This is a genomic window from Streptococcus parasanguinis (assembly GCF_015557775.1).
GTDB classification, from domain to species: Bacteria; Bacillota; Bacilli; order Lactobacillales; family Streptococcaceae; genus Streptococcus; species Streptococcus parasanguinis_AA.
Window position 1 is genome coordinate 270,430 of sequence record NZ_JADNOY010000001.1, and the last position, 19,191, is coordinate 289,620.

General features: G+C 40.4%; 19 protein-coding genes and 1 tRNA gene. All 20 read left to right on the top strand.

Annotated elements, in window-relative coordinates; all coding sequences use genetic code 11:
• Nucleotides 1–83: 83 nt before the first annotated feature.
• The 20 genes from I2F76_RS01460 to I2F76_RS01555 all read left to right on the top strand — a co-directional run bounded on the left by I2F76_RS01460 (nucleotide 84) and on the right by I2F76_RS01555 (nucleotide 19,182).
• Nucleotides 84–156 (top strand) — tRNA-Ile (locus tag I2F76_RS01460).
• A gap of 57 nt (nucleotides 157–213) precedes the next feature.
• Nucleotides 214–756, top strand: a complete 543-nt coding sequence (locus I2F76_RS01465; protein ID WP_009732616.1) for a site-specific integrase — start codon at nucleotides 214–216, stop codon at nucleotides 754–756.
• 213 nt (nucleotides 757–969) lie between these two features.
• The gene (locus I2F76_RS01470) at nucleotides 970–1,287 is read left to right on the top strand and encodes an HNH endonuclease (protein WP_195487085.1); all 318 of its coding nucleotides are present in this window, start codon (nucleotides 970–972) and stop codon (nucleotides 1,285–1,287) included.
• A 130-nt stretch (nucleotides 1,288–1,417) separates the two neighbouring features.
• Complete coding sequence (locus tag I2F76_RS01475; RefSeq protein WP_009732618.1) at nucleotides 1,418–1,762, top strand: hypothetical protein; 345 nt, start codon at nucleotides 1,418–1,420, stop codon at nucleotides 1,760–1,762.
• A complete protein-coding gene (locus tag I2F76_RS01480; protein WP_195487086.1) occupies nucleotides 1,759–3,399 on the top strand; it encodes a terminase TerL endonuclease subunit in 1,641 nt (546 codons plus the stop codon). The genes I2F76_RS01475 and I2F76_RS01480 overlap by 4 nt, the downstream gene beginning before the upstream one ends.
• A 13-nt stretch (nucleotides 3,400–3,412) precedes the next feature.
• On the top strand, nucleotides 3,413–3,670 hold the full coding sequence (locus tag I2F76_RS01485; protein ID WP_049488149.1) for a hypothetical protein: 258 nt from the start codon (nucleotides 3,413–3,415) through the stop codon (nucleotides 3,668–3,670).
• 51 nt (nucleotides 3,671–3,721) lie between these two features.
• Nucleotides 3,722–4,873, top strand: coding sequence for a phage portal protein (locus I2F76_RS01490; RefSeq protein ID WP_195487087.1), 1,152 nt, complete (start codon nucleotides 3,722–3,724; stop codon nucleotides 4,871–4,873).
• Complete coding sequence (locus I2F76_RS01495) at nucleotides 4,854–5,624, top strand: head maturation protease, ClpP-related (protein ID WP_049506700.1); 771 nt, start codon at nucleotides 4,854–4,856, stop codon at nucleotides 5,622–5,624. Before I2F76_RS01490 ends, I2F76_RS01495 begins: the two co-directional genes overlap by 20 nt.
• A 14-nt stretch (nucleotides 5,625–5,638) precedes the next feature.
• Entirely contained in the window at nucleotides 5,639–6,751 is a 1,113-nt protein-coding gene (locus tag I2F76_RS01500; protein ID WP_195487088.1) for a phage major capsid protein, read from the top strand.
• Nucleotides 6,752–6,767: 16 nt separating this feature from the next.
• Nucleotides 6,768–7,058: a hypothetical protein gene (locus I2F76_RS01505; protein WP_031575412.1), complete on the top strand. Its 291-nt coding sequence runs from the start codon at nucleotides 6,768–6,770 to the stop codon at nucleotides 7,056–7,058.
• A complete protein-coding gene (locus tag I2F76_RS01510) occupies nucleotides 7,052–7,237 on the top strand; it encodes a hypothetical protein (protein WP_049472235.1) in 186 nt (61 codons plus the stop codon). The genes I2F76_RS01505 and I2F76_RS01510 overlap by 7 nt, the downstream gene beginning before the upstream one ends.
• Complete coding sequence (locus I2F76_RS01515) at nucleotides 7,230–7,607, top strand: hypothetical protein (protein ID WP_049472237.1); 378 nt, start codon at nucleotides 7,230–7,232, stop codon at nucleotides 7,605–7,607. The genes I2F76_RS01510 and I2F76_RS01515 overlap by 8 nt, the downstream gene beginning before the upstream one ends.
• Nucleotides 7,600–8,004, top strand: a complete 405-nt coding sequence (locus I2F76_RS01520) for a hypothetical protein (RefSeq protein ID WP_009732627.1) — start codon at nucleotides 7,600–7,602, stop codon at nucleotides 8,002–8,004. Before I2F76_RS01515 ends, I2F76_RS01520 begins: the two co-directional genes overlap by 8 nt.
• Entirely contained in the window at nucleotides 8,001–8,381 is a 381-nt protein-coding gene (locus tag I2F76_RS01525; protein ID WP_195487089.1) for a hypothetical protein, read from the top strand. The genes I2F76_RS01520 and I2F76_RS01525 overlap by 4 nt, the downstream gene beginning before the upstream one ends.
• A gap of 14 nt (nucleotides 8,382–8,395) precedes the next feature.
• Nucleotides 8,396–9,001: a major tail protein gene (locus I2F76_RS01530; RefSeq protein WP_195487090.1), complete on the top strand. Its 606-nt coding sequence runs from the start codon at nucleotides 8,396–8,398 to the stop codon at nucleotides 8,999–9,001.
• An 87-nt stretch (nucleotides 9,002–9,088) separates the two neighbouring features.
• Nucleotides 9,089–9,727, top strand: coding sequence for a DUF4352 domain-containing protein (locus I2F76_RS01535; RefSeq protein WP_049506707.1), 639 nt, complete (start codon nucleotides 9,089–9,091; stop codon nucleotides 9,725–9,727).
• Nucleotides 9,728–9,771: 44 nt separating this feature from the next.
• Nucleotides 9,772–10,065 carry a phage tail assembly chaperone G gene (gpG, locus tag I2F76_RS01540; RefSeq protein ID WP_009732631.1) on the top strand — a complete coding sequence of 98 codons (294 nt, stop codon included), beginning with the start codon at nucleotides 9,772–9,774 and terminating at the stop codon, nucleotides 10,063–10,065.
• A gap of 230 nt (nucleotides 10,066–10,295) precedes the next feature.
• Nucleotides 10,296–14,603: a phage tail tape measure protein gene (locus tag I2F76_RS01545; RefSeq protein WP_195487091.1), complete on the top strand. Its 4,308-nt coding sequence runs from the start codon at nucleotides 10,296–10,298 to the stop codon at nucleotides 14,601–14,603.
• Nucleotides 14,603–15,298, top strand: coding sequence for a phage tail family protein (locus I2F76_RS01550; protein WP_195487092.1), 696 nt, complete (start codon nucleotides 14,603–14,605; stop codon nucleotides 15,296–15,298). The genes I2F76_RS01545 and I2F76_RS01550 overlap by 1 nt, the downstream gene beginning before the upstream one ends.
• Nucleotides 15,295–19,182: a phage tail spike protein gene (locus I2F76_RS01555; protein WP_195487093.1), complete on the top strand. Its 3,888-nt coding sequence runs from the start codon at nucleotides 15,295–15,297 to the stop codon at nucleotides 19,180–19,182. Before I2F76_RS01550 ends, I2F76_RS01555 begins: the two co-directional genes overlap by 4 nt.
• The last annotated feature ends 9 nt before the right edge of the window (nucleotides 19,183–19,191 follow it).

Here is a 19,191-nt window from a genome sequence, read left to right on the forward strand (position 1 = left end):
AAAGTGTGGAAAAAATTTAAAAATAAGATGGTAAAATTATATCATCGGGTAAAACCGAACCGATGGATCCTTATGAAACGGGTTAGGAGTTAGCTCAGTTGGTAGAGCGGTCGGGTTATGACTGGCGTGTCACAGGTTCGAATCCTGTACTCCTAATATCAACCAAGTCAGCACAAGCTGGCTTTTTATTTTGCCTAGGAAGGAGGTGGCACTGTGAACATTGTGGATCCTATTCGTGACAAAGATGATATCCAGGCAATGAAGGAATATCTTCGAGAATGGAATGAGCGAAACTATTTACTCTTTTTATTTGGTATCAATTCCGGATTGCGCGTAGGAGATATCTTGAGGATACGAGTAAAAGATGTGCAAGGTTGGTATATCAAAATCAAAGAGCAGAAGACCGGGAAAAGGAAACAGCTCAAGATGACAAAGACTCTGAAGAAGGAAGTCAGAGAATACATCAAAGATATGCCACTACATCATTATCTGTTTCAAAGTCGCATCGGGAAAAACAAACCGCTGGACAGGCGGACAGTCGATTGGATATTGAAGACCGCAGCTATCGAGTGTGGGATCGAGAATATCGGTACCCATTCGATGAGAAAAACATTTGGCTATCATTACTATAAAAAGACTAAAGATGTGGCAATGCTCATGGATCTATTTAATCATTCATCTCCTGCAATTACGCTGAGATATATTGGGATTAGACAGGATCAACGAGATAAAGCCATGTCTAATTTTGATTTATAGTTATCAATTAGACACAACGAGTAAAATGCTAATTGGTTTTATTAGTTACCTGCTATTCATTTATTTTACTGGCTTTTTAAAGCTGGGGCGAATCAGACAGAATATAAGATATGTCTAATTCAAGAGAGAAAAACAACATAGTTTTCAGAAATAATATAATGAATTTCAGAAATAGATAATTGAAAGTATGAAATGTTACAGAGGATTTAAGAATTGAAAGTAGATGTTTCGACAAGAGAAAGTCGTAGAGAGTTTTATCTTTCAAGACCATGGAGACAATTAAGACTCGAAGCGATGAGTCGAGATCATTTTGAATGCGTCTGGTGTCGAGATGAGGGGAAGGTGACTACAGATAACCTCGAAGTCGATCACATCAAAGAGCTGGAATATTATCCAGAGTTTGCTCTAGATATCGACAACCTTCGCACTTTGTGCAAGGAGTGTCACAATAAGCGCCATAATCGCTTTCAATTTCGCAAATCATCCAAACTGCAAAATAAAAATTTTCGTTCGGACGAATGGTGGGGATGAAAATTTAAAATTTTGAAAAATTCAAAGACCCCCCGGTCGAAAAAAATCGAAAAAAATCGGTCTCTGGGAACCGGTGGGAGGGGTCGATTGTCCAAATGCAAAGCACTATTTTTTAAGGGGGAGGGGGCTCATGGAAGAATACTCAGAAAAAAATATAAAAGAATTGGAAAACCAGTTACTTTCCAAAATCGGTAATTTCAGCACACGAAAGAAAGATGCGATTCAGTACGAGAAAGTTCATCGCTATCTCTATCTGGTCCGTTTACTGTATGAGTTGAAAGAACGACTCAAACAAGATGGATTAGTCATCACTGTCCATAACGGTCAGCAAAGATTTCAAAAAGCGAACTCGTTAATCAAAGAAATCAATACAACCAGCAATCAGCTACTAGCGATTGAGCGATCATTTGACTTTGAGGTTGAAAATTCACCAGTCGAGAAGAAACCACCATCGGATGGAAGTGATCTGTTGTGATTTCTCATCCTCTGATTGATGAATACATCGAACTTGCCAAATCAGGAAAAATCAAAGTCAACAAAGAACGCTCACTCTTATTCAAAATCATCAAAGAAAAAATCTATCCGAGGGATGATTTATATTTTGACAATGATTTGATTGAGAAATATATCCAGTTCACCGAGAAGAATTTCTTTCCACTGGCTAAGTATCAAAAGTTCATCACGCCATTTATCTTTCTTTTTCGGAAAGAAGATGGCGAACCTCAATTTGATGAAATATTGCTGACCCTTGCTCGTGGGGGAGGAAAGAATGGTTTTATGTCCAGCCGGGACGCATTCTTCATCAGTCCTCTCTATCCTGTCAGAGATTACGATGTGACTATCACAGCTAACTCTGAGAAGCAAGGCAAGGTCTCATTTGAGGAAGTTTATGAGACTGTCCAGCGAAGAGGATTGGAAGACCATTACTATTTGACAAAGATGTCTATTACAGGCCGAGGGAATAACTCGGTCTTTTCTTATCGGACAAACAACCCAAAGACAATGGACTCGGCTCGTGATGGCTGCCTTGAATTCGATGAAATTCACCAGTTTGAAAATGACTCTGCTGTTAAAATCCAGCGATCAGGACTTGGTAAGATTGCCCATGCTCGAACCTTTTACAACGGTACAAATGGACACGTTCGTGAAGGGTTTTACGACAAGATGATTGAAAAATCTATGAAGATCTTGAATGGCGAGCTTGACGAGTTCCGCCTATTCCCTTTTATCTGCAAGTTAGATGATCCGGAAGAAGTGGACGATATGACTAATTGGCCAAAAGCGAATCCAATGCTGGATGAGACAACACCTTATGCCAAACGTCTATTAGCTAGAACGAAAGCTGACTATGATGACTTAGAATTAGAACCATCAGGCAGACAAGAATTTATGACAAAGCGGATGAATCTGCCAGAAGCCGACATCGAAAAAGATGTGACCACTCGTGAAAAGTTAATGGCTGCATTGAGAAGCCCTGGCATAGATCTCTCAGGAAGATCTTGTGTCGCTGGTTTCGACTACGCAAGCATCAGAGACTTTGCCAGCGTTGGTCTACTCTTTAAAAACGGTGATGAATTTATCTGGAAGCAACACAGTTTTGCTAGAAAGCAATTTTTGGATATGTTTAAAATCAAAGCTCCAATCCGTGAATGGCAGGAGCAAGGGCTCTTCACTATCGTAGACGGTCCAAGTATAGATCCAAGATTGCTTGTTGATAAATTGATTCAGTGGCGCAAGCTGTACAATATCGAAATTGTCTGCGCAGACGGATTTCGAATGGACTTGCTAAAACCATTGCTAGAAGAAGCTGATTTTGAGTATGAATTCTTGCGAAATCCCGGAGCGATACAGTCGAAGGTAGCTCCAATCATTGAAGATGGATTTGCGAATGAAAGATTTATTTTTGAAAACGACAAATCAATGCTCTGGTATACCGATAATACCTTTGTCAAAGAAGACAAAGACGGAAACAAGAGATTTTTGAAAAAGGAACCGTTGAGACGAAAGACTGACGGCTTCCATGCCTTTATTGCTGCTCTCTACAAGAGAGAAATCATTCAGGAGAGTACTGTTGGAGACTTTCTTGATGTGATCGAAGATTGGGAATTTTAGAAAGGACAACAAAATGAACAAACGAATGAAGAAGAAACAACAACTCGAACAAAAGATCCAAGGCCTTGAATGCGAGCTTGCTGTAGTAAGCAAAGAAAACATGGAACTATTGAACAAGATTGGTTCAATCAGTGCTGAATTGAATACTTTGAGCCAGTCCGTGAAACGACATGAAGATATTTGCGGTCAAAATGTCGAACAAACAAATAAAGAGTTTGAATCAATCAAGAAGGAACTCAAACGCTCCAAAAAGTCTTTCTTCAAACGATAAAAAATATCCGGGTGGGTGGTAGGCATAAAATTTTAGAAAGGAGGAGGTGCCTTGGGATGGCTAAATTTATTCAAGCGAGAAGTTCCGGAACCAAGTTTTGAATTTGATGAGCTGGAGCGGATCTTTGGAAATCTGCAACTAAAGAGCCTGTCGATTGACAAGGCTGCTGAATTTGTAGCCCGCATCTTTGCGAGATCTGAGTTCAAATTCATCGATAATGGGAAAAAGAAGGCTACTGATTGGGATTATCTGCTAAATGTAAGGCCCAATAAGAATGAATCAGCTTCTGAGTTTTGGCAAAAGGCGGTTTATCGCTTATTGACAAAAAACGAAGTGCTAATTTTCTTATCGAATGACGATCAGTTATTAATTGCCGACTCGTACATCCGACAGAAATATGCTGTGTTCGATGATACATTCACATCTGTGAGTTGTCAAAATTATACTTTCCAGAAACCATTCAAGATGAATGAAGTCGTTTTCTTGCAATACAACAACAATCGACTTCAAGAATATTTCACTCAACTCTTTAACGATTATGAAAAACTACACACCCGACTAGTCGAAGCACTTGCACGAAACAATCAGATTCGTGGAGTACTCAGCACTAGAACGAATGCAAGTTTTGACGAATCAAAACGAGAAAAGATGCAACGATATGCAGATGGTCTCTTTAAATCATTTACGACCAAGACAGTAGCGATTGTCCCAGCTCAAGAAGGAATGGAATATTCTGAACTGACCAACACTACCGGGACATCAAATCTATCAGTAGATGAACTCAAGAAGCTTCGTAGGCAATTTGATGATGAGGTAGCTGACATCTTAGGGATTCCCACTGCTCTGATGCATGGGGATATGGCTAATCTGGAAAATAGTCAGAAGATGTTTAATAGCTATTGCTACCAGTCGCTTGTCAAGAAGATGAGCGATGGTCTGAACTTTGCTTTACTAAGCAAAAGCGAGTACAAGGACAATAAGCGACTTGTCATTGTCGGTGAAGGACAAAGAGATAAATTCTCTCTTGCTCAAAGTATTGACAAGCTGATTTCTTCTGGTTCCATGCTTATTAATGAGGTCCGTGAGGAACTTGGTCTTGAAGCTGTACCGTGGGGCGACAAGCCTCTGATCACTAAGAACTATCAACTTGGTGAGGATGTAGAGAAGGGAGGTGAGAAAGAAGATGAAAGTGATTCCGATTAAAGGAACAATCGTGTCAAACGATGATGTTTGGCTTTATGATTGGTTTGGTTGGGACTGTACCGCTCCTAAAACTGTAGTATTACCGGAAACTGGTGAGGACATCGAAGTTCACATCAATTCAGGGGGAGGAGATGTATATGCAGGTAGCGAAATCTATACTGCATTACGGGCCTACTCAGGGAAAGTAGTTGTTAAAATCGTGGGAATTGCTGCAAGCGCAGCGAGCGTTATCGCAATGGCTGGTGATGTAGTAGAAATTAGCCCTACTGCTCAAATCATGATCCATAACGTGTCATCACGAGTTGACGGAGACCACAACACTCTACTTCATGAAGCTGGAGTGCTTGAAGGTTTTAATAAGTCAATCGCAAATGCTTATGTTGATAAAACTGGAAAAGCATTAGATGATTTATTGGATCTGATGAACAAGACTACCTGGTTTGATGCTGAATCAGCAGTAAATCAAGGATTTGCTGACAGGATCATGTTTGCTGGAGAAATTGCTCCTACATTCGCTGCAAGTGAAACTCCAATGATCCCACATGATTTTATTGACAAAATGAAGTCAGCAATGACCCCTGATGTTGATAAAATTGCTGAGCTGGTAGCTAATAAGCTGGAAGCTCGACAGATTGCAGAAGAGACTTTTGAAAATAGTGAATTTGTAAAGAAAAGATTCACCCTACCAGAAAGTCCAGAAAATAACACAAACGAGGCTGTACCGAAAGGGTTCAGTCTTTTTGCATTTTAGAAAGGAAAAATACAATGACAATGAAATTATCTAACAAATTCAACGAAATTCGTCAGAACTTCTTGAACGCTGTAGCAAATGGCGCACCTCAAGAAGAACAAGCGAAGCTCTACAATGAAATGATCGAGTCGATGACTAACGAAATGATGGAGCAAGCTCGCCATGCTGCCCATGAGGAAGTTTCAGCAATGAACCCTTATGATGCTAAATTGACTGCGGAAGCTCGTGAATTCTTCAACGACATCGACAAAACTGCCCCTGTAGGAGTAGAAAAACTCTTCCCACAAGAAACAATTGACCGTATCTTTGATGATATGGTAAAATCTCGCCCGCTCTTGCAACATATTGGCTTGCGCAATGCTGGCATCCGCCTTAAATTCCTCAAATCAACTCAGACCGGAACAGCTCTTTGGGGCAAGATCAACGGGGAAATTCAAGGCCAATTGAAACAAGCATTCAACGAAGAAGAAGCAATCCAAAATAAATTGACTGCATTTGTAGTTATTCCTAAAGATTCTGAAAAATTCGGCCCTGCTTGGTTGCAATCATTCGTATCCGCTCAAATCACAGAAGCGTTCGCTGCTGCGTTGGAAGCTGCTTTCTTGAACGGTGACGGAGACGGCAAGCCCATCGGTCTTTCTCGTACCCTCACTGGAACTGCGGCTGGCAATAAAACAACTTTTGCAGAAAAAGAGGCCCAAACTGCGAACCTTACATTTGCTGACTCTGCAACAGTTGTCAAAGAATTGACTGCGGTGTACAAACATCACTCTGTTAAGTCTAACGGTGACCCAGTGGCGGTTGAAGGAAATGTTGTTATGGTAGTCAATCCAGCGGATGCGTGGGATGTCAAGAAACAATACACTTCCTTGAACGCTCAAGGAACGTATGTGACTGCAATGCCGTACAACTTGATCTTGGTTGAATCAGTTGCTCAAACCGCTGGTAAAGTGACTACATTCGTAAAAGGTCGCTACGATGCATTCGTAGGTGGTGGAATCGAGTTTGGTCGTTTCACAGAGACTTACGCTCTCGAAGACTTGAACCTCTATACTGCTAAGCAATTTGCTTACGGTAAGGCTCACGATGAAAAGACTGCTGCTGTCTGGGTATTGAAAATTAAATAATAGGTGGTGACACCGAATGGAAGAAACAAAACAACTTCATCCGCTTCTAGGAACATTCAAGGAGCGGATGAAAATCTTTCATGATGCCGAAGACGGGAATCTTTCAAGGATGTTAGTTTCATCCGAAAAAGCAATTCTCGACTTAACAGGAGCTTTTGATTTGTCAGATTCTCGCACTGAAGAGCTTGTTTTGGAACGTGCAAGATATTTGTACAATGATCAGGTCGAGTTTTTCTTTGCAAATTTTCAAGGAGAACTCCTTGAGTTATCACTTCAAAACCACCCAATAGGAGGAAAAGAGTGCTAGAAACAATCCAAGATTTCTTTGACTTAAAAGAAAATGTTGTCCGACACGTTGGAGACATTTTTGAAGTCGATGATGATCGAAAGAACGAATTGATGAAGAAATTACCTGATTTTGTGAAAGAATACGATTTAGTAGCTTCGAACAATACAAACGAAGATGTAGTTGTGGAAGATGAATAAACCTGAGTTTAAATACAAGAAGCCAGAAACCAATACAAGCGAATTAAGAACTCCAGTAGAGTTTTATAACTCAAAAGTACTTGAAGGATTAGATGGCCGGGATGTGAGCTTTGAGAAAGTATTTTATACATTCGCAAAAATCTACTCACCTAGTTTAAAGGATATCGAAATTTCAACAGGAAAATCAATGACTGCAAAGATGACCTTAAAAATTAGAGATCCTTTAACAAGCTATCAACCTGATAATAAGCATTTTGTACAAGTGAATGATCACCGATTAGAAAATAAAAAATGGCAGATCATTGACGTTCGTCCCGATTATGACAACCGTGATTATTTAATTGTTGTTATTGGTGGATCAAATGACTAGTGGTGCTACATTAAGAGGCTTCGATGAAGTCATCCGGAATTTAGAAGCAAAGCTTGGCGATGCAAAAGTAAGAAGATCTGCAAATAGAGCCTTGAAAGGCGCAGCAACTGAAACACTTGAAGACTTTAAAGTTGCCCTACAAGTTTTTAAAGATACCGGAGAAACAATTGAAAGCGCAACAGTTGGAAATGTAACGGGTGCTTTTGAAGGAGTGCCAATGGTTAAGCTTGGTTTTGGCGCTGGATCACGTTGGCGGTTGGAGCATTTGAACGAATTTGGATATGCCAAAAAGGCCCACCCAAGGGGATTCGGTGTTATCCGAAGATTTTCGGAAGCCAACAAAGAAAAATTTAAATATAGGTTAGCAACTAAATTGAAAGGAGAAGGGCTTGGATGATTAAAGACAAGATATCAGAAATATATGATGCTCTGATGAGCGATGAGGAACTTTCTAAGATCACTATCAAATCATTTGAGCGTCCTGAAACCTTACCAACAGATCAGACGAGTATTGTTATTATCCCACTAGGGCCACCTATCCAAAGTGACCAGGGAAGTAATACGAGCTTTTCAAAAACATTTCTTTATCAAATCAACGTTGAATCGATTAACCGATTTGAATGCAAAAAATTGCAAGGGTTAGTCGAAAAGGTGATGGAATCGCAAGGATTCTACCAAATTGCTGGGGGTCTAGATGAATGGATCCCTGAAATCAAACGCTATGCAGATGCCAGAACTTACAAAGGGAAGAGCAAGCTGTATGACGATTATTAGAAAGGAAATTTAATATGACACAACAAAAACAAGGAACTGCTACAGTTGGTTTTAAAAGCCTTACAGTTCGAATTTTGGATGGGAATCAAACCATCACAGAGGGAGAAAACCTCTTTATCATCCAAGGTAAAAAAGGAGAAGGTGCGACTCAAACCGCAAAAATCTCCGGTCTTGCTGTCGACCCTACAAAAACATTCGGAAGCAACATCGCTTACCATGTAAACAACCGTGGGGTTGGAGATGTCAAAGTAGATCTTGGTCTCTTGGACATTCCAGTAGCGCTTTACGTTAAAGCTCTCGGCTATGAAAACGATGATGACATCCTTGACTTTGGAGCTGACACAGTTTCAAAAGATGTTGCGATCTTGCTCGAATCAAATACCGCAGATGGTAGTGGAGCTTACTACGGTTTCTACAAAGGAAATCTGTCAATGGATGCAATCGATCTTAACACGATCAAAGATAAAGCTGAAGAGCTTGCTACTACAGATGTATCATTTGCAGCAGGCGCAAGTACTGACGAGCAAACTAAGAACAAGTACGGTACAATGTACTTTGGTAGCGATGAAGCAAAAATCAAGAAATTGAAAGCAAAACTTGGTATGGCAGCAGCAGGATAATAATTGGGGCATTTAGCCCCTTTATTTATCTTTATATCGTTGTAAACCTTTACAATTATTGATATAATAAGTTGTGGAGGTTTTGCTATGAAAAATAAGAAAAATACAGTTTTAATAACATTAACAATTATGATCACTCTAGTTTCCATTGTACTTGCTATTATGCTCGTAAATTCCAACAACCAACTTTCTAAGACACACAAGGAATTGGAAAGCGTAAAGGAAGAGAAAGACAGAGCTGTCATGGTAAAAGATAAGCTCTCTACATACGTATCAAACGTAGATCACGATTTATTTCTGGAAGCAAATGATTTCGTTCTTGGAATGAATTCATTGACTAGCTACAAATTTGGGGACGGAGTTCTTTTCGACAAAACTCAAATTGCTGTCAGCGAACCGAAAAAACAAACTTCCGGAATGCTTGCGATGAACCATGACTCTAAAAGTTTCATCCCAGTAACGGCAACACTGACTATAAAAAATAACGACTCATCGAATATTGAATTCAATCCAGGTAAATTCCTTGCGAGCGATGACAAAGGCAATTATCTTGCTTATGATTCCGTTATGTCTAACGATGATACCGTTTCTGTTCAATCGGATAAAAGTGTCGTCATACAAGCTGGGAAAGAGGCAACCATAGCTATATTTTATGCGATGGATAATGACCATTCGGATAATGATGTCAATAAAATTGAATTTTTAAATAAAACTTGGACAAAATGAAATAAGCACCATTCGGTGCTTTTTTAATTAAAGAAAGGCAAACAATGTCAAAAATTACATTTACCATGAAGAACGAAGCTGGAGAAGATGTACTTTACTCTAGTAAAGAAATTACTACTCGTGATTACCGTGATTACCTTGTATTAAACGACTCACTCACATCAGATAAGACAGAAGTTGAAAAATTGGATCAACAATTAGGCTTCATTGCGTCACTATTTGAAAATGTGACAGTAGAGCAATTGCTGGAACATACTGATTTTGCAAAAATCATTGAAGTGTTTACTGAAATCTATGCTCATCTTGTGGGTGATGTGGACCCAAAGGGGAAAAAATAGATCCTAAAAACGCATTAAAACGTTTCTACAAATTCGTTAAGGAAGTTGCTGATGGACCATATAACATGAATGTCCATGATGTGATGGAATTAAGCTGGGAAGATCTGATCGGAATTATTGATCTTGATAAAGATCAAACCGAAAATGCGTCTTTAGATCTAGCTGACATTTTTGGAGAAATGGAAGCATAAAGCCTTTTTGGGCTTTTTTTGTTTGTAAAAGGAGGAAAAATGGCAGGTGGAACGCCACTAGGACAAATGTATATCGAACTAGGGCTGGACGTGTCAAAGTTCAATCCTAGCTTAACAAGTGCAAAGAACGCTGTGAAGTATTTCCAAAATAATGTCAAAGCGCTCGATAGCACATTGAAAAACAATGGTAAGAGTACTGAACTCCTCAAAGCAAAATACAAGTCTTTAGGACAGGCCATTGAAGCACAAAAGAAAGTACTCGATCAAATGAAGCAGAACTTCGACAAGCTCGATCCTGGATCTGCTAAATTTGACAAAGCTGCTGCTGATATTGAGCGAGAAAATGCTAAGTTATCAGCAATGGAAGGGCAACTGTACAAAGTTGAACAAGCATTGAAGGCTGTAGGCCGTGAAAATAGCTTTTCAGGTAAAATGGAAGCCCTTGGGAAGAATTTGGTTAAAAGTGGAGATCACATTCAAACATTCGGTAAGAAAGTTTCTGATTTTGGTGGGACATTGACAAAAGGTGTCAGTGCCCCATTGATTGCAAGTGCTGGATTTGCCTTAAAAGCTGCAATCGACTATGAAACGGCATTTGCAGGAGTCAAAAAGACTGTAGATGGAACACCGCAACAGTTTGATAAGTTATCTGCTAGTATTCGTGAGATGGCAAAAGAAATGCCTTCAAGTGCAGTTGAAATTGCCAATGTTGCAGAAGCAGCTGGACAATTAGGGGTGCCAATTGGAGCAATCAAGGACTTTTCAAAGACCATGATCAATCTTGGTGTTTCTACCAACTTGAGTTCTGAAGAAGCAGCATCATCAATTGCTAAAATCGGAAATATCATGCAAGTTTCTGGAAAAGATCTGGGTACATGGTCTGCGCACTTTGGATCAGCGGTAGTAGATCTTGGTAACCATTTTGCAACAACAGAACGTGATATTGTCGAAATGACCAATCGTTTGGCAGCAGGCGGTAAACTAGCTGGTCTGACCACACCAGAAATTTTAGGTCTTGCCACTGCAATGAGTAGCGTAGGTATAGAAGCTGAAGCAGGTGGAACTGCGATGAACCAGACACTTACTGGTATCGGGAAAGCTGTTGCTGGAGTTGGCAAAGGAGCAAAAGAAAAACTTCAACTTATTGCAAGCACAGCAGGAATGACAGCAGAACAATTTTCTACTGCATGGAAGCAAAAACCAGCTGAAGCTTTGCAAGCATTTATTAAAGGGCTCCAGAAAGCTCATGAAGAAGGCAAAAACATGGATGGTATCCTTGCTGAACTCGACATGTCTGGAATTCGTCAAGGGAACATGCTCAAATCACTAGCTTCTGCGTCTGACAAGATGGGAGAAGCTGTCCGTAGGTCAAATAGTGCGTGGAAAGAAAATACAGCTCTTACTACCGAAGCTCAAAAACGCTATGAAACGACAGAATCTCAATTAAAAATTTTTAAAAACCAGATCACTGATTTGGCAATTGAATTTGGTGGACCACTTTTGAAAGCTATGAATTCTGGCTTGCAAGCTGCAAAACCTTGGATCCAAAAATTGGCGGACATGGCTAAGGCATTTAGTGAAATGAGCGAGTCTCAACAACAGAATATCATCAAATGGGGACTGCTTGCAGCAGGCGCAGGCCCAGCCTTGTCAATTCTTGGTAAAGGTATCGGTGTGATCGGTGGTATTACTAAAGGCATCGGCTTCCTTACTCAAGGTATTGGGAAAGTCGGTGGAGGGTTGTCTGTTTTAGGCAAGACCTTCGAATTGTTTAAACAAGGAAACAGTCTTTCTTCTGCATTTAAAACCGCAACTACTGGTATCACTGCGACAAGTACTGCTGCAGAAGGTGCAGTAGCTTCTACTGGTCTATTAGCAAAAGGGATCGCACTGCTTGGGAACCCTGTCACTTGGGGAGTCCTAATAGGCGGTGTTGCTGTTGGTGTGATTGCTGCAGTGGCCAAAGAAATGGCAGACGCAGACGAGAGGACTCGGACCTGGGGAACTTCGGTAAACAAGGTCCAAGCAGAGGAACTGTCGAAATTAAAAGCTAAAATCGATGATGCCCATCAAGCAATGATTGGTTTTGGAAACGGTGGATCTCAAGCCGTTGAAAATGTCCGTAAGAGTGTGCAAGGACTTTCGAGCGATCTGCAAAAGGCAATTGATAAGGATCTCCAACGCACCCAAAAAAACCTTGAGAAAATTGGAGCTTCTGAAGAAGTCCAAAAACGTGCTGTAGCACAAGCAGAACAGCAGAAGAAAAACGTACAGACAATGACTGATGAGATCATCCAGATCTATCAAAATGCGTCTGACAAAAAACGTAAGATCACTCGTGAAGAACAAGCTCTCATTTACGACTACGAGAACCAATTTATCAACAAACAACTGGAAATACAGAAGTTTTCTGCAGATGAGCGCACAGCCATCATCAAAGCGATGAATGGTCAAATCAACGACTTGAACGAAACCCAGCTAAGAAAAGGATCCGGAGTCGTTGCTAAATGGTTGAAAGATGAGATCAAACTTTACGAAGACCAGACAAAAGCTTTAAAAGAAGAGTATGACAAAGGAACTCTCAATAAAGCTGAATATAACCAAAAAATGGAAGAGTTAAGCGCTCAACATAAGTCCAAAATGGAAGCATTTGGCCGTGAGTATGCCGCTCTTCAAAAGAAACTGAGCGAAAAAGTACCGCTTAATTTTGGTGATGATCGACAACGTGACTTGTATTTTAGAGAGTTACGAAAGAGCTGGGCCGAACTTGGACTTGATTACGATAAGATGATGGCTAAGGCAGATCAATTTGCTGACATCGTAGGTCGTTCATCCGGTCTTGTGGCTAAAAGTGTCCAGAATATGTCACAAGAGACAAGAGATGCAAATCTCTTGTGGAACGGAATGGTATTTGATCCTAAAACTGGACAAGTCAAGACCAATGCTCAGGAAGAAGTCACAAAAGCATTGCAGGCTGAAAACGGCTGGGAGAATATGCAATTTATTCTCAAGCATGCCAATCTTGAAACAAATGCCAAGATGACAATCGGTGAAGCCTTGGTCGAAGTCGGTAAATGGGACAGCTTGACCCCAGCAGAAAAAGAGTTAGTAGTTGGAAATCATCAAGGTATGCAAGCCATTCTTGATAACAAAACATTGCTGGATCAATACAATGCTATGCCGGCAGAAGTAAAAGAATTGTTGATGAAAAACACAGCATTTCTTGAGTCTGGCGAACGTGCGAAAGCCGTTTTAGAGCATTGGAATCAATTGACACCAGCAGAAAAGGAATTGATTGTTAAGGATGCTGCTAGTGATAAGATGGAACGTGTTAAGCTTGCTGCTCAAGCATTAACAGGAATGAATCCTGTAGTTAACCTTGACGCAAATGACAAGACACAAACAGCAATTGCTAGTGCATTAGCAAGTATTACAACATTGCCAACACAGCACAAGACAGATCTAATCGCTACTCCAGATGGTGTTACATTAGGAAGCAACCAAGCTATGGGAGCTTTAGGGCTGTATAATAACTTTTCTGTACCTACCAAACAAATCACTGCAGATCCAAGCAGTGCAACTAACGCTGCTAATCAAGCGATTGCCAAACAGCAAGAATGGAACAACACACCGTCTCCAGTCAAGCCACAGCTAGGTGATTCGACCGGAGCCATAACTGCTGCTCGACAAGCTATTGAAAATCAAAACGCTTGGAACGCTACACCAAGCCCGGTGAAAGCTATCAATGCACAAGATAACACTGCAGGACCTGTTTGGAGCGCTCAATCAAATATCAATAGTGTGCAAGGTAAGACGGTATACATTGATGTTGTGAAGCGTATGATTGGAGGAGCAGCGGCAGCACTTGGTTTTAAAGATGGTACAGACTTTCACGAAGGTGGTCTTGCAATGGTCAATGACCAGCGAAATGCGGTCTATAAAGAAATGGTAACATTACCAGACGGAAGCTCATTTATACCAGACGGACGAGATGTTGTCCTCAATCTGCCTCGTGGATCAAAAGTATTGCGAGCTGACAGAACTAAACGACTGATGAAAAATCTCGGTTTCCCAAGATATGCAACAGGGGTCGGAATTCCGGAAGATGCCAAATTCTTGCGAGAAATGAAAAATGCCAGCCAGCAATTTTTATTTAAAGAAACATCAAACGGAAATAGCTACACTGGTGAAAATATCGTTGCTGAGATAGCAATTCTGAGAGCAAGTTTAGAAAAGATCCTTACTGCTATCCTTGAAAAACCGTCAGAAACCTATCTGGACGGTGATGTTTTAGCGCAAAACAGCTATCAAAGATATTCTAAAATCATGGCAAGGGAGGGAATCTAATGTTTAACATAATTATAAATGGATTTGACACTGGATCAATCCCAAACTGCTATGTGACGGATTTCGGAGAAGACCAGACGGCCACACCAAGGGTCGAATCAAATACAATTTACGGAGCTAACGGAGATTACAATCTTTATGATGGAGCTTATGACGGGTACGATAAGACAGTAAGTCTATACGTTGTCAAAACAAGCGAAATCGAAATGATTGTCAATCAATTCAAACCAGAGGAAAATAAAATAGAGTTCAGTCATCGACCAGGCTCTATTTTTTATGCTGATTTTCAGAGCGCATCATTTAAACAGAACGGTTTGCATGCTTGGACTTTAGAAATCAAGTTAAAGATGCACCCATTCCGCTACTTAAATAATGATGCGGTAGTCACTTTGGCAGGTAACGGTACAGTAAACAATCCAGGAACTGTATACTCTGAACCAGTTATCACAATTGAAGGCAATGGAGATGTATCTCTCACCATCGGGAAGCAAACCATGCAACTCACGATTGATACAAAAGCAACAATTGACTGCCGTCATAAAAAACAAAATGTCTATGACAAAAATGGAAATCTGAAAAATACATTGAGAAAAAGAGGTGGTTTCTTCGAAATTGCTCCAGGTACATCCGGTATTGCAGTTTCAGGTACCGTCTCAAAAATCACAATTAAAGGGAATTGGAGGTATAAAGTATGATTTATCTACAAGAGGGAAACTTCCCTCTTAACGAAGCTTTTAGCTCCGAAATCGTCCAGGAAGCTAACAGCACCTATCAGCTTGCCTTTAAATTTCCAACCTCAGATCCAAAATGGGCATTGTTAATTCCGGAAACAGAATTAGTTGCTGATGACTTGCATGGAGAGCAGTACTTTACTATCTTTGAAGTTGAAAAGCAACATGGATATGTCACTGTATATGCTAATCAAGTAGCTACTTTGTTAAATGGTTATTCCATCAACAAGATCAATGTCGATCGAGTGAATGGATCAACCGTAATGAATGCGCTTGTTGCCGGATTTAAACGAGAAATACCATTTACGTTTTTTTCTGATGTGATGTCAAAACACACCCTCAATCTTAAAGATGTCTCAGCGATGGAAGCCTTGGCTAAAGACAAGCACTCTATCGTTGGGCAGTGGGGGGGAGATCTTGTCCGTGACAAGTACAGTGTCCGATTGCTAGAAAATGGTGGAATAGAAAACGAATCATTGTTTGCCTATAAGAAAAACATGAAATCGTTCCAAGAATCGAAATCCACTAAAGAGTTGAGAACACGGATCCATTTTAAAAAGGTTATCGAAGCCCACGAGGAAGGAAAGAAAGATCAGATCCTAACCGTGACCATTGATAGCCCACTGATCAATAAATACAAGCATATCTACGAAGCAGATATGGAAGTACAAGATCAGGATGTAGTGGATCAAAAAACACTTGAAGAATACGGCAAGCGCTATTTCCGTGAAACTCTGTGTGACATGATCGAAGAAAGCCTTGAGATTGATGTTGTAGGCCAGGCAGATCAACCAGTACACATGTTTGATATAGTGAGCATCTTTCACGAGGGCTACGATGTCGATTTGCGAAAAAAGATCACGAAATACAAGTTTAATCCAATGAGCATCAAACTTGTCAGCATCGGATTTGGAGAAGTAGCAAGAACTTTAGCAGACTCTATTTCGGGAATGGTCAACGATTCCGTTGACAAGAAAATGAAGTCCTACGATGCGGAATATGAAGCGAAAGTTCAGAAGCTTGTAGATAATGCCAATGCTGAGTATGACAAGCAAGCAAAAGAGCTGGAACATAAAATCGCTGATGGAATCGAACAAGCCAAAGCACAAGCTGAAGTAGTCAAGCAGGAAATTTCGGCTCAAGTAACCGACAAAATCAATGCAGCGAACCAGGCTAACAAAACTGAAATTGTAGAAGAGTTTAAAGCTCAATACAATGGCATTGAAGTTAAAATGGAAGGCTTGAAAACTACTACTGATCAATTAAAGACTAGCGATGCTGATATCCAGAAGTTGATCAATGATTTCAAGGCTCAAACGCAAAGCCAATTTGTTGGGATCCAAGGCGCACAATCACGGTTTGAGCAAACCACAGAGAAAGCCATCTCTGACCTGACCAATGTCACAAATGGCAAGGCAGATCGCTCTTATGTCGAGCAGACAGTGAATGGAATTAAAGAGCAACTTACCTCTTCGACAATCGGTGGGCCTAACTTAATTCGTGATACTGCTTATAAAGAAGGTACGAAATATTTTGGTAGCAATGGGATTGCAAAAATAGGAAACCATCCATTCTATTTTAACGGCTCAAAACCAATACTTATTTTCTCTAATAATGACCAAACCGAAAAAGTAATAAGTTCTAACCGGTTCTTATTAGAAAAAAATACAGATTATACCCTTAATTTTAGGGGTTTTAATAATTCGGCTTTGACGTCCTATGATGTCTTTATCCTTGGCCGTCGTAACGGTGAAACCCGAGGCTTCACCATTATCAAACAGTTGATTAATGGTAAAAAATTAAGCACTAGTGAACTAGAAAGTGTATCAGTCCAATTTAATTCCGGAGATATTGATAATGCCTATTTACGTTTTGACAATAACGGAACAAATGGCGGTCAATCTGATTTATATATTGCAGAAATTGACCTTTATAAAGGGACTCAAAAAAGGCCGTGGCAACCAGCACTTGAAGATCAAGAATATTTAGTAACACAGGCTCAAGCTACTTTTGAAAGAACTATCCAAGGTCTCTCGACCCAATTAACACAACTAGAGAGCAAAGCTGGTCCAAATGGCGAACTTGAACAGCGCATGCAGACCTACTCTGAGAAGGCTGCAGTTGATGCCCTGAAAGCAACAAGGCAGATTCTAGAGCAAGGCTACATAGCAAAAGCTAAATATGATGAAGATGTAGCTGGAATCAATCGAAGATTTGAAAGTGTTGCGACAGATACAACACCAGACAATCTTATCAGATTTGCGGACACATTAACTGAATACAGTGTGTCCAATAATAATAATAATAATAGGCTTTCAAGGCCGGAAGACGGAATCTTCAAAATGAAAATTGATGGGTCTCCGTCCACAACATGGCTAGGACCTTGTTTCCCAATCTATATTGATCGCATTTTGCAAGGTGATGTATACTCTATCGCATTTGATTACATGATCAAATCTAGTGTAGAGGTAGACAAAGGCCTAGCATTTGCATTAAAAAACCATTCAAACAATACTGCCATATTTAATCAAGGTTTTGCTGACAAAAATACACCGAAGGATAGGTGGATTCGAGCAGAATTCCATTTCACTGCCAATCGTGATTTTGAGTTTAACAAAACAGGGAATTTCCCATTCTACATCTATGCTATCAATAACGGAGAGTTTTGGGTACGGAATCCAATTTTAGTCCGTGGATCTAAGATCCCAGCATTTAGGCCCAGCCCACTGGATAAAGCTGGCACTTCAGAGGCTAAAATTGAGTCTAAGATTGCTGAATACAGACAGACAGTGGATGGACAGTTTACAACAATCACAAACCAAATTGGTGATATGTTGAGAAAAACGGATATCCAAATCACACCAAGTCAAATTTCCTTCGGTGCTGGCAAGAGTATTAACGGGAGAACGATCAGCTCCTTAATGGTGCAAGAGCCAGAGTCCATTGCCTTGATAGCTCAATTGATCAAGGTGAAAGGCGACATGGTAGTTGATGGATCCATCTTGGGCCGTCACATTGCGAGCGAGAGCGTGGAAACTGGGCACATGAAGGCTGGATCAGTTACTACACCGGTTTTGGCTAGTAATGCAGTAACAGCAGACAAGCTACAAGTTGATTATGCTTTGATTCAGAAACTGCTTGCTAACCAAGCATTTATCAGAGAACTGATCTCGCAAAAAGCCTTTATTACGCAACTCGCTTCGATTGACATTTCTGCAGAACACGTCAAAGGCGGAAGACTAAGTGCGAATACCGGATCAACAGTTTTTGACTTGGATAACGGAACGCTGAATCTGTACTCAAATACAGGCACAATTCGAAGAATTGATGATACAAACTCTTCTCAATTTATAAAATTGACAAAGAGCGGATTTATCGCAGAGCAATTTCGTGATTCTAATGCAGCCTTGATGGTAATCGGGACGAATCATAACAAAGATCCAAAAGAGGTAGAACGACACGACAACGAAACATTCGCTGGCATTCGGCTATGGTCAGGTAAAGGGAGCGGTAAAGAAGAAAGCCTTACAGAATTTGTGGGCGACCGTGTACTTATCTATAATAACGGTCGTTATCGTAGTCCTTGGAACTTCCACGGAAATACAAATGACGGGAATGCCTATTTGATACCGATGAACCAAAATAATGTTAAGCACTACATCGGCCGTGGTGACTTTTTCATTGAGGGGATCTATTCAAAACATTTCTATATGAGTGGTGGACGAGATATAGGTCAGTATCTCTGGGATCTTTTGACTTGCTTCGGTATCATGAAACGTTATGGGCAGATTAGTGGAGCCGCTGGCGGTCACGTTCAAGGTGTGCTTGATAAATATGGATTTAGATAAGGGGTAATT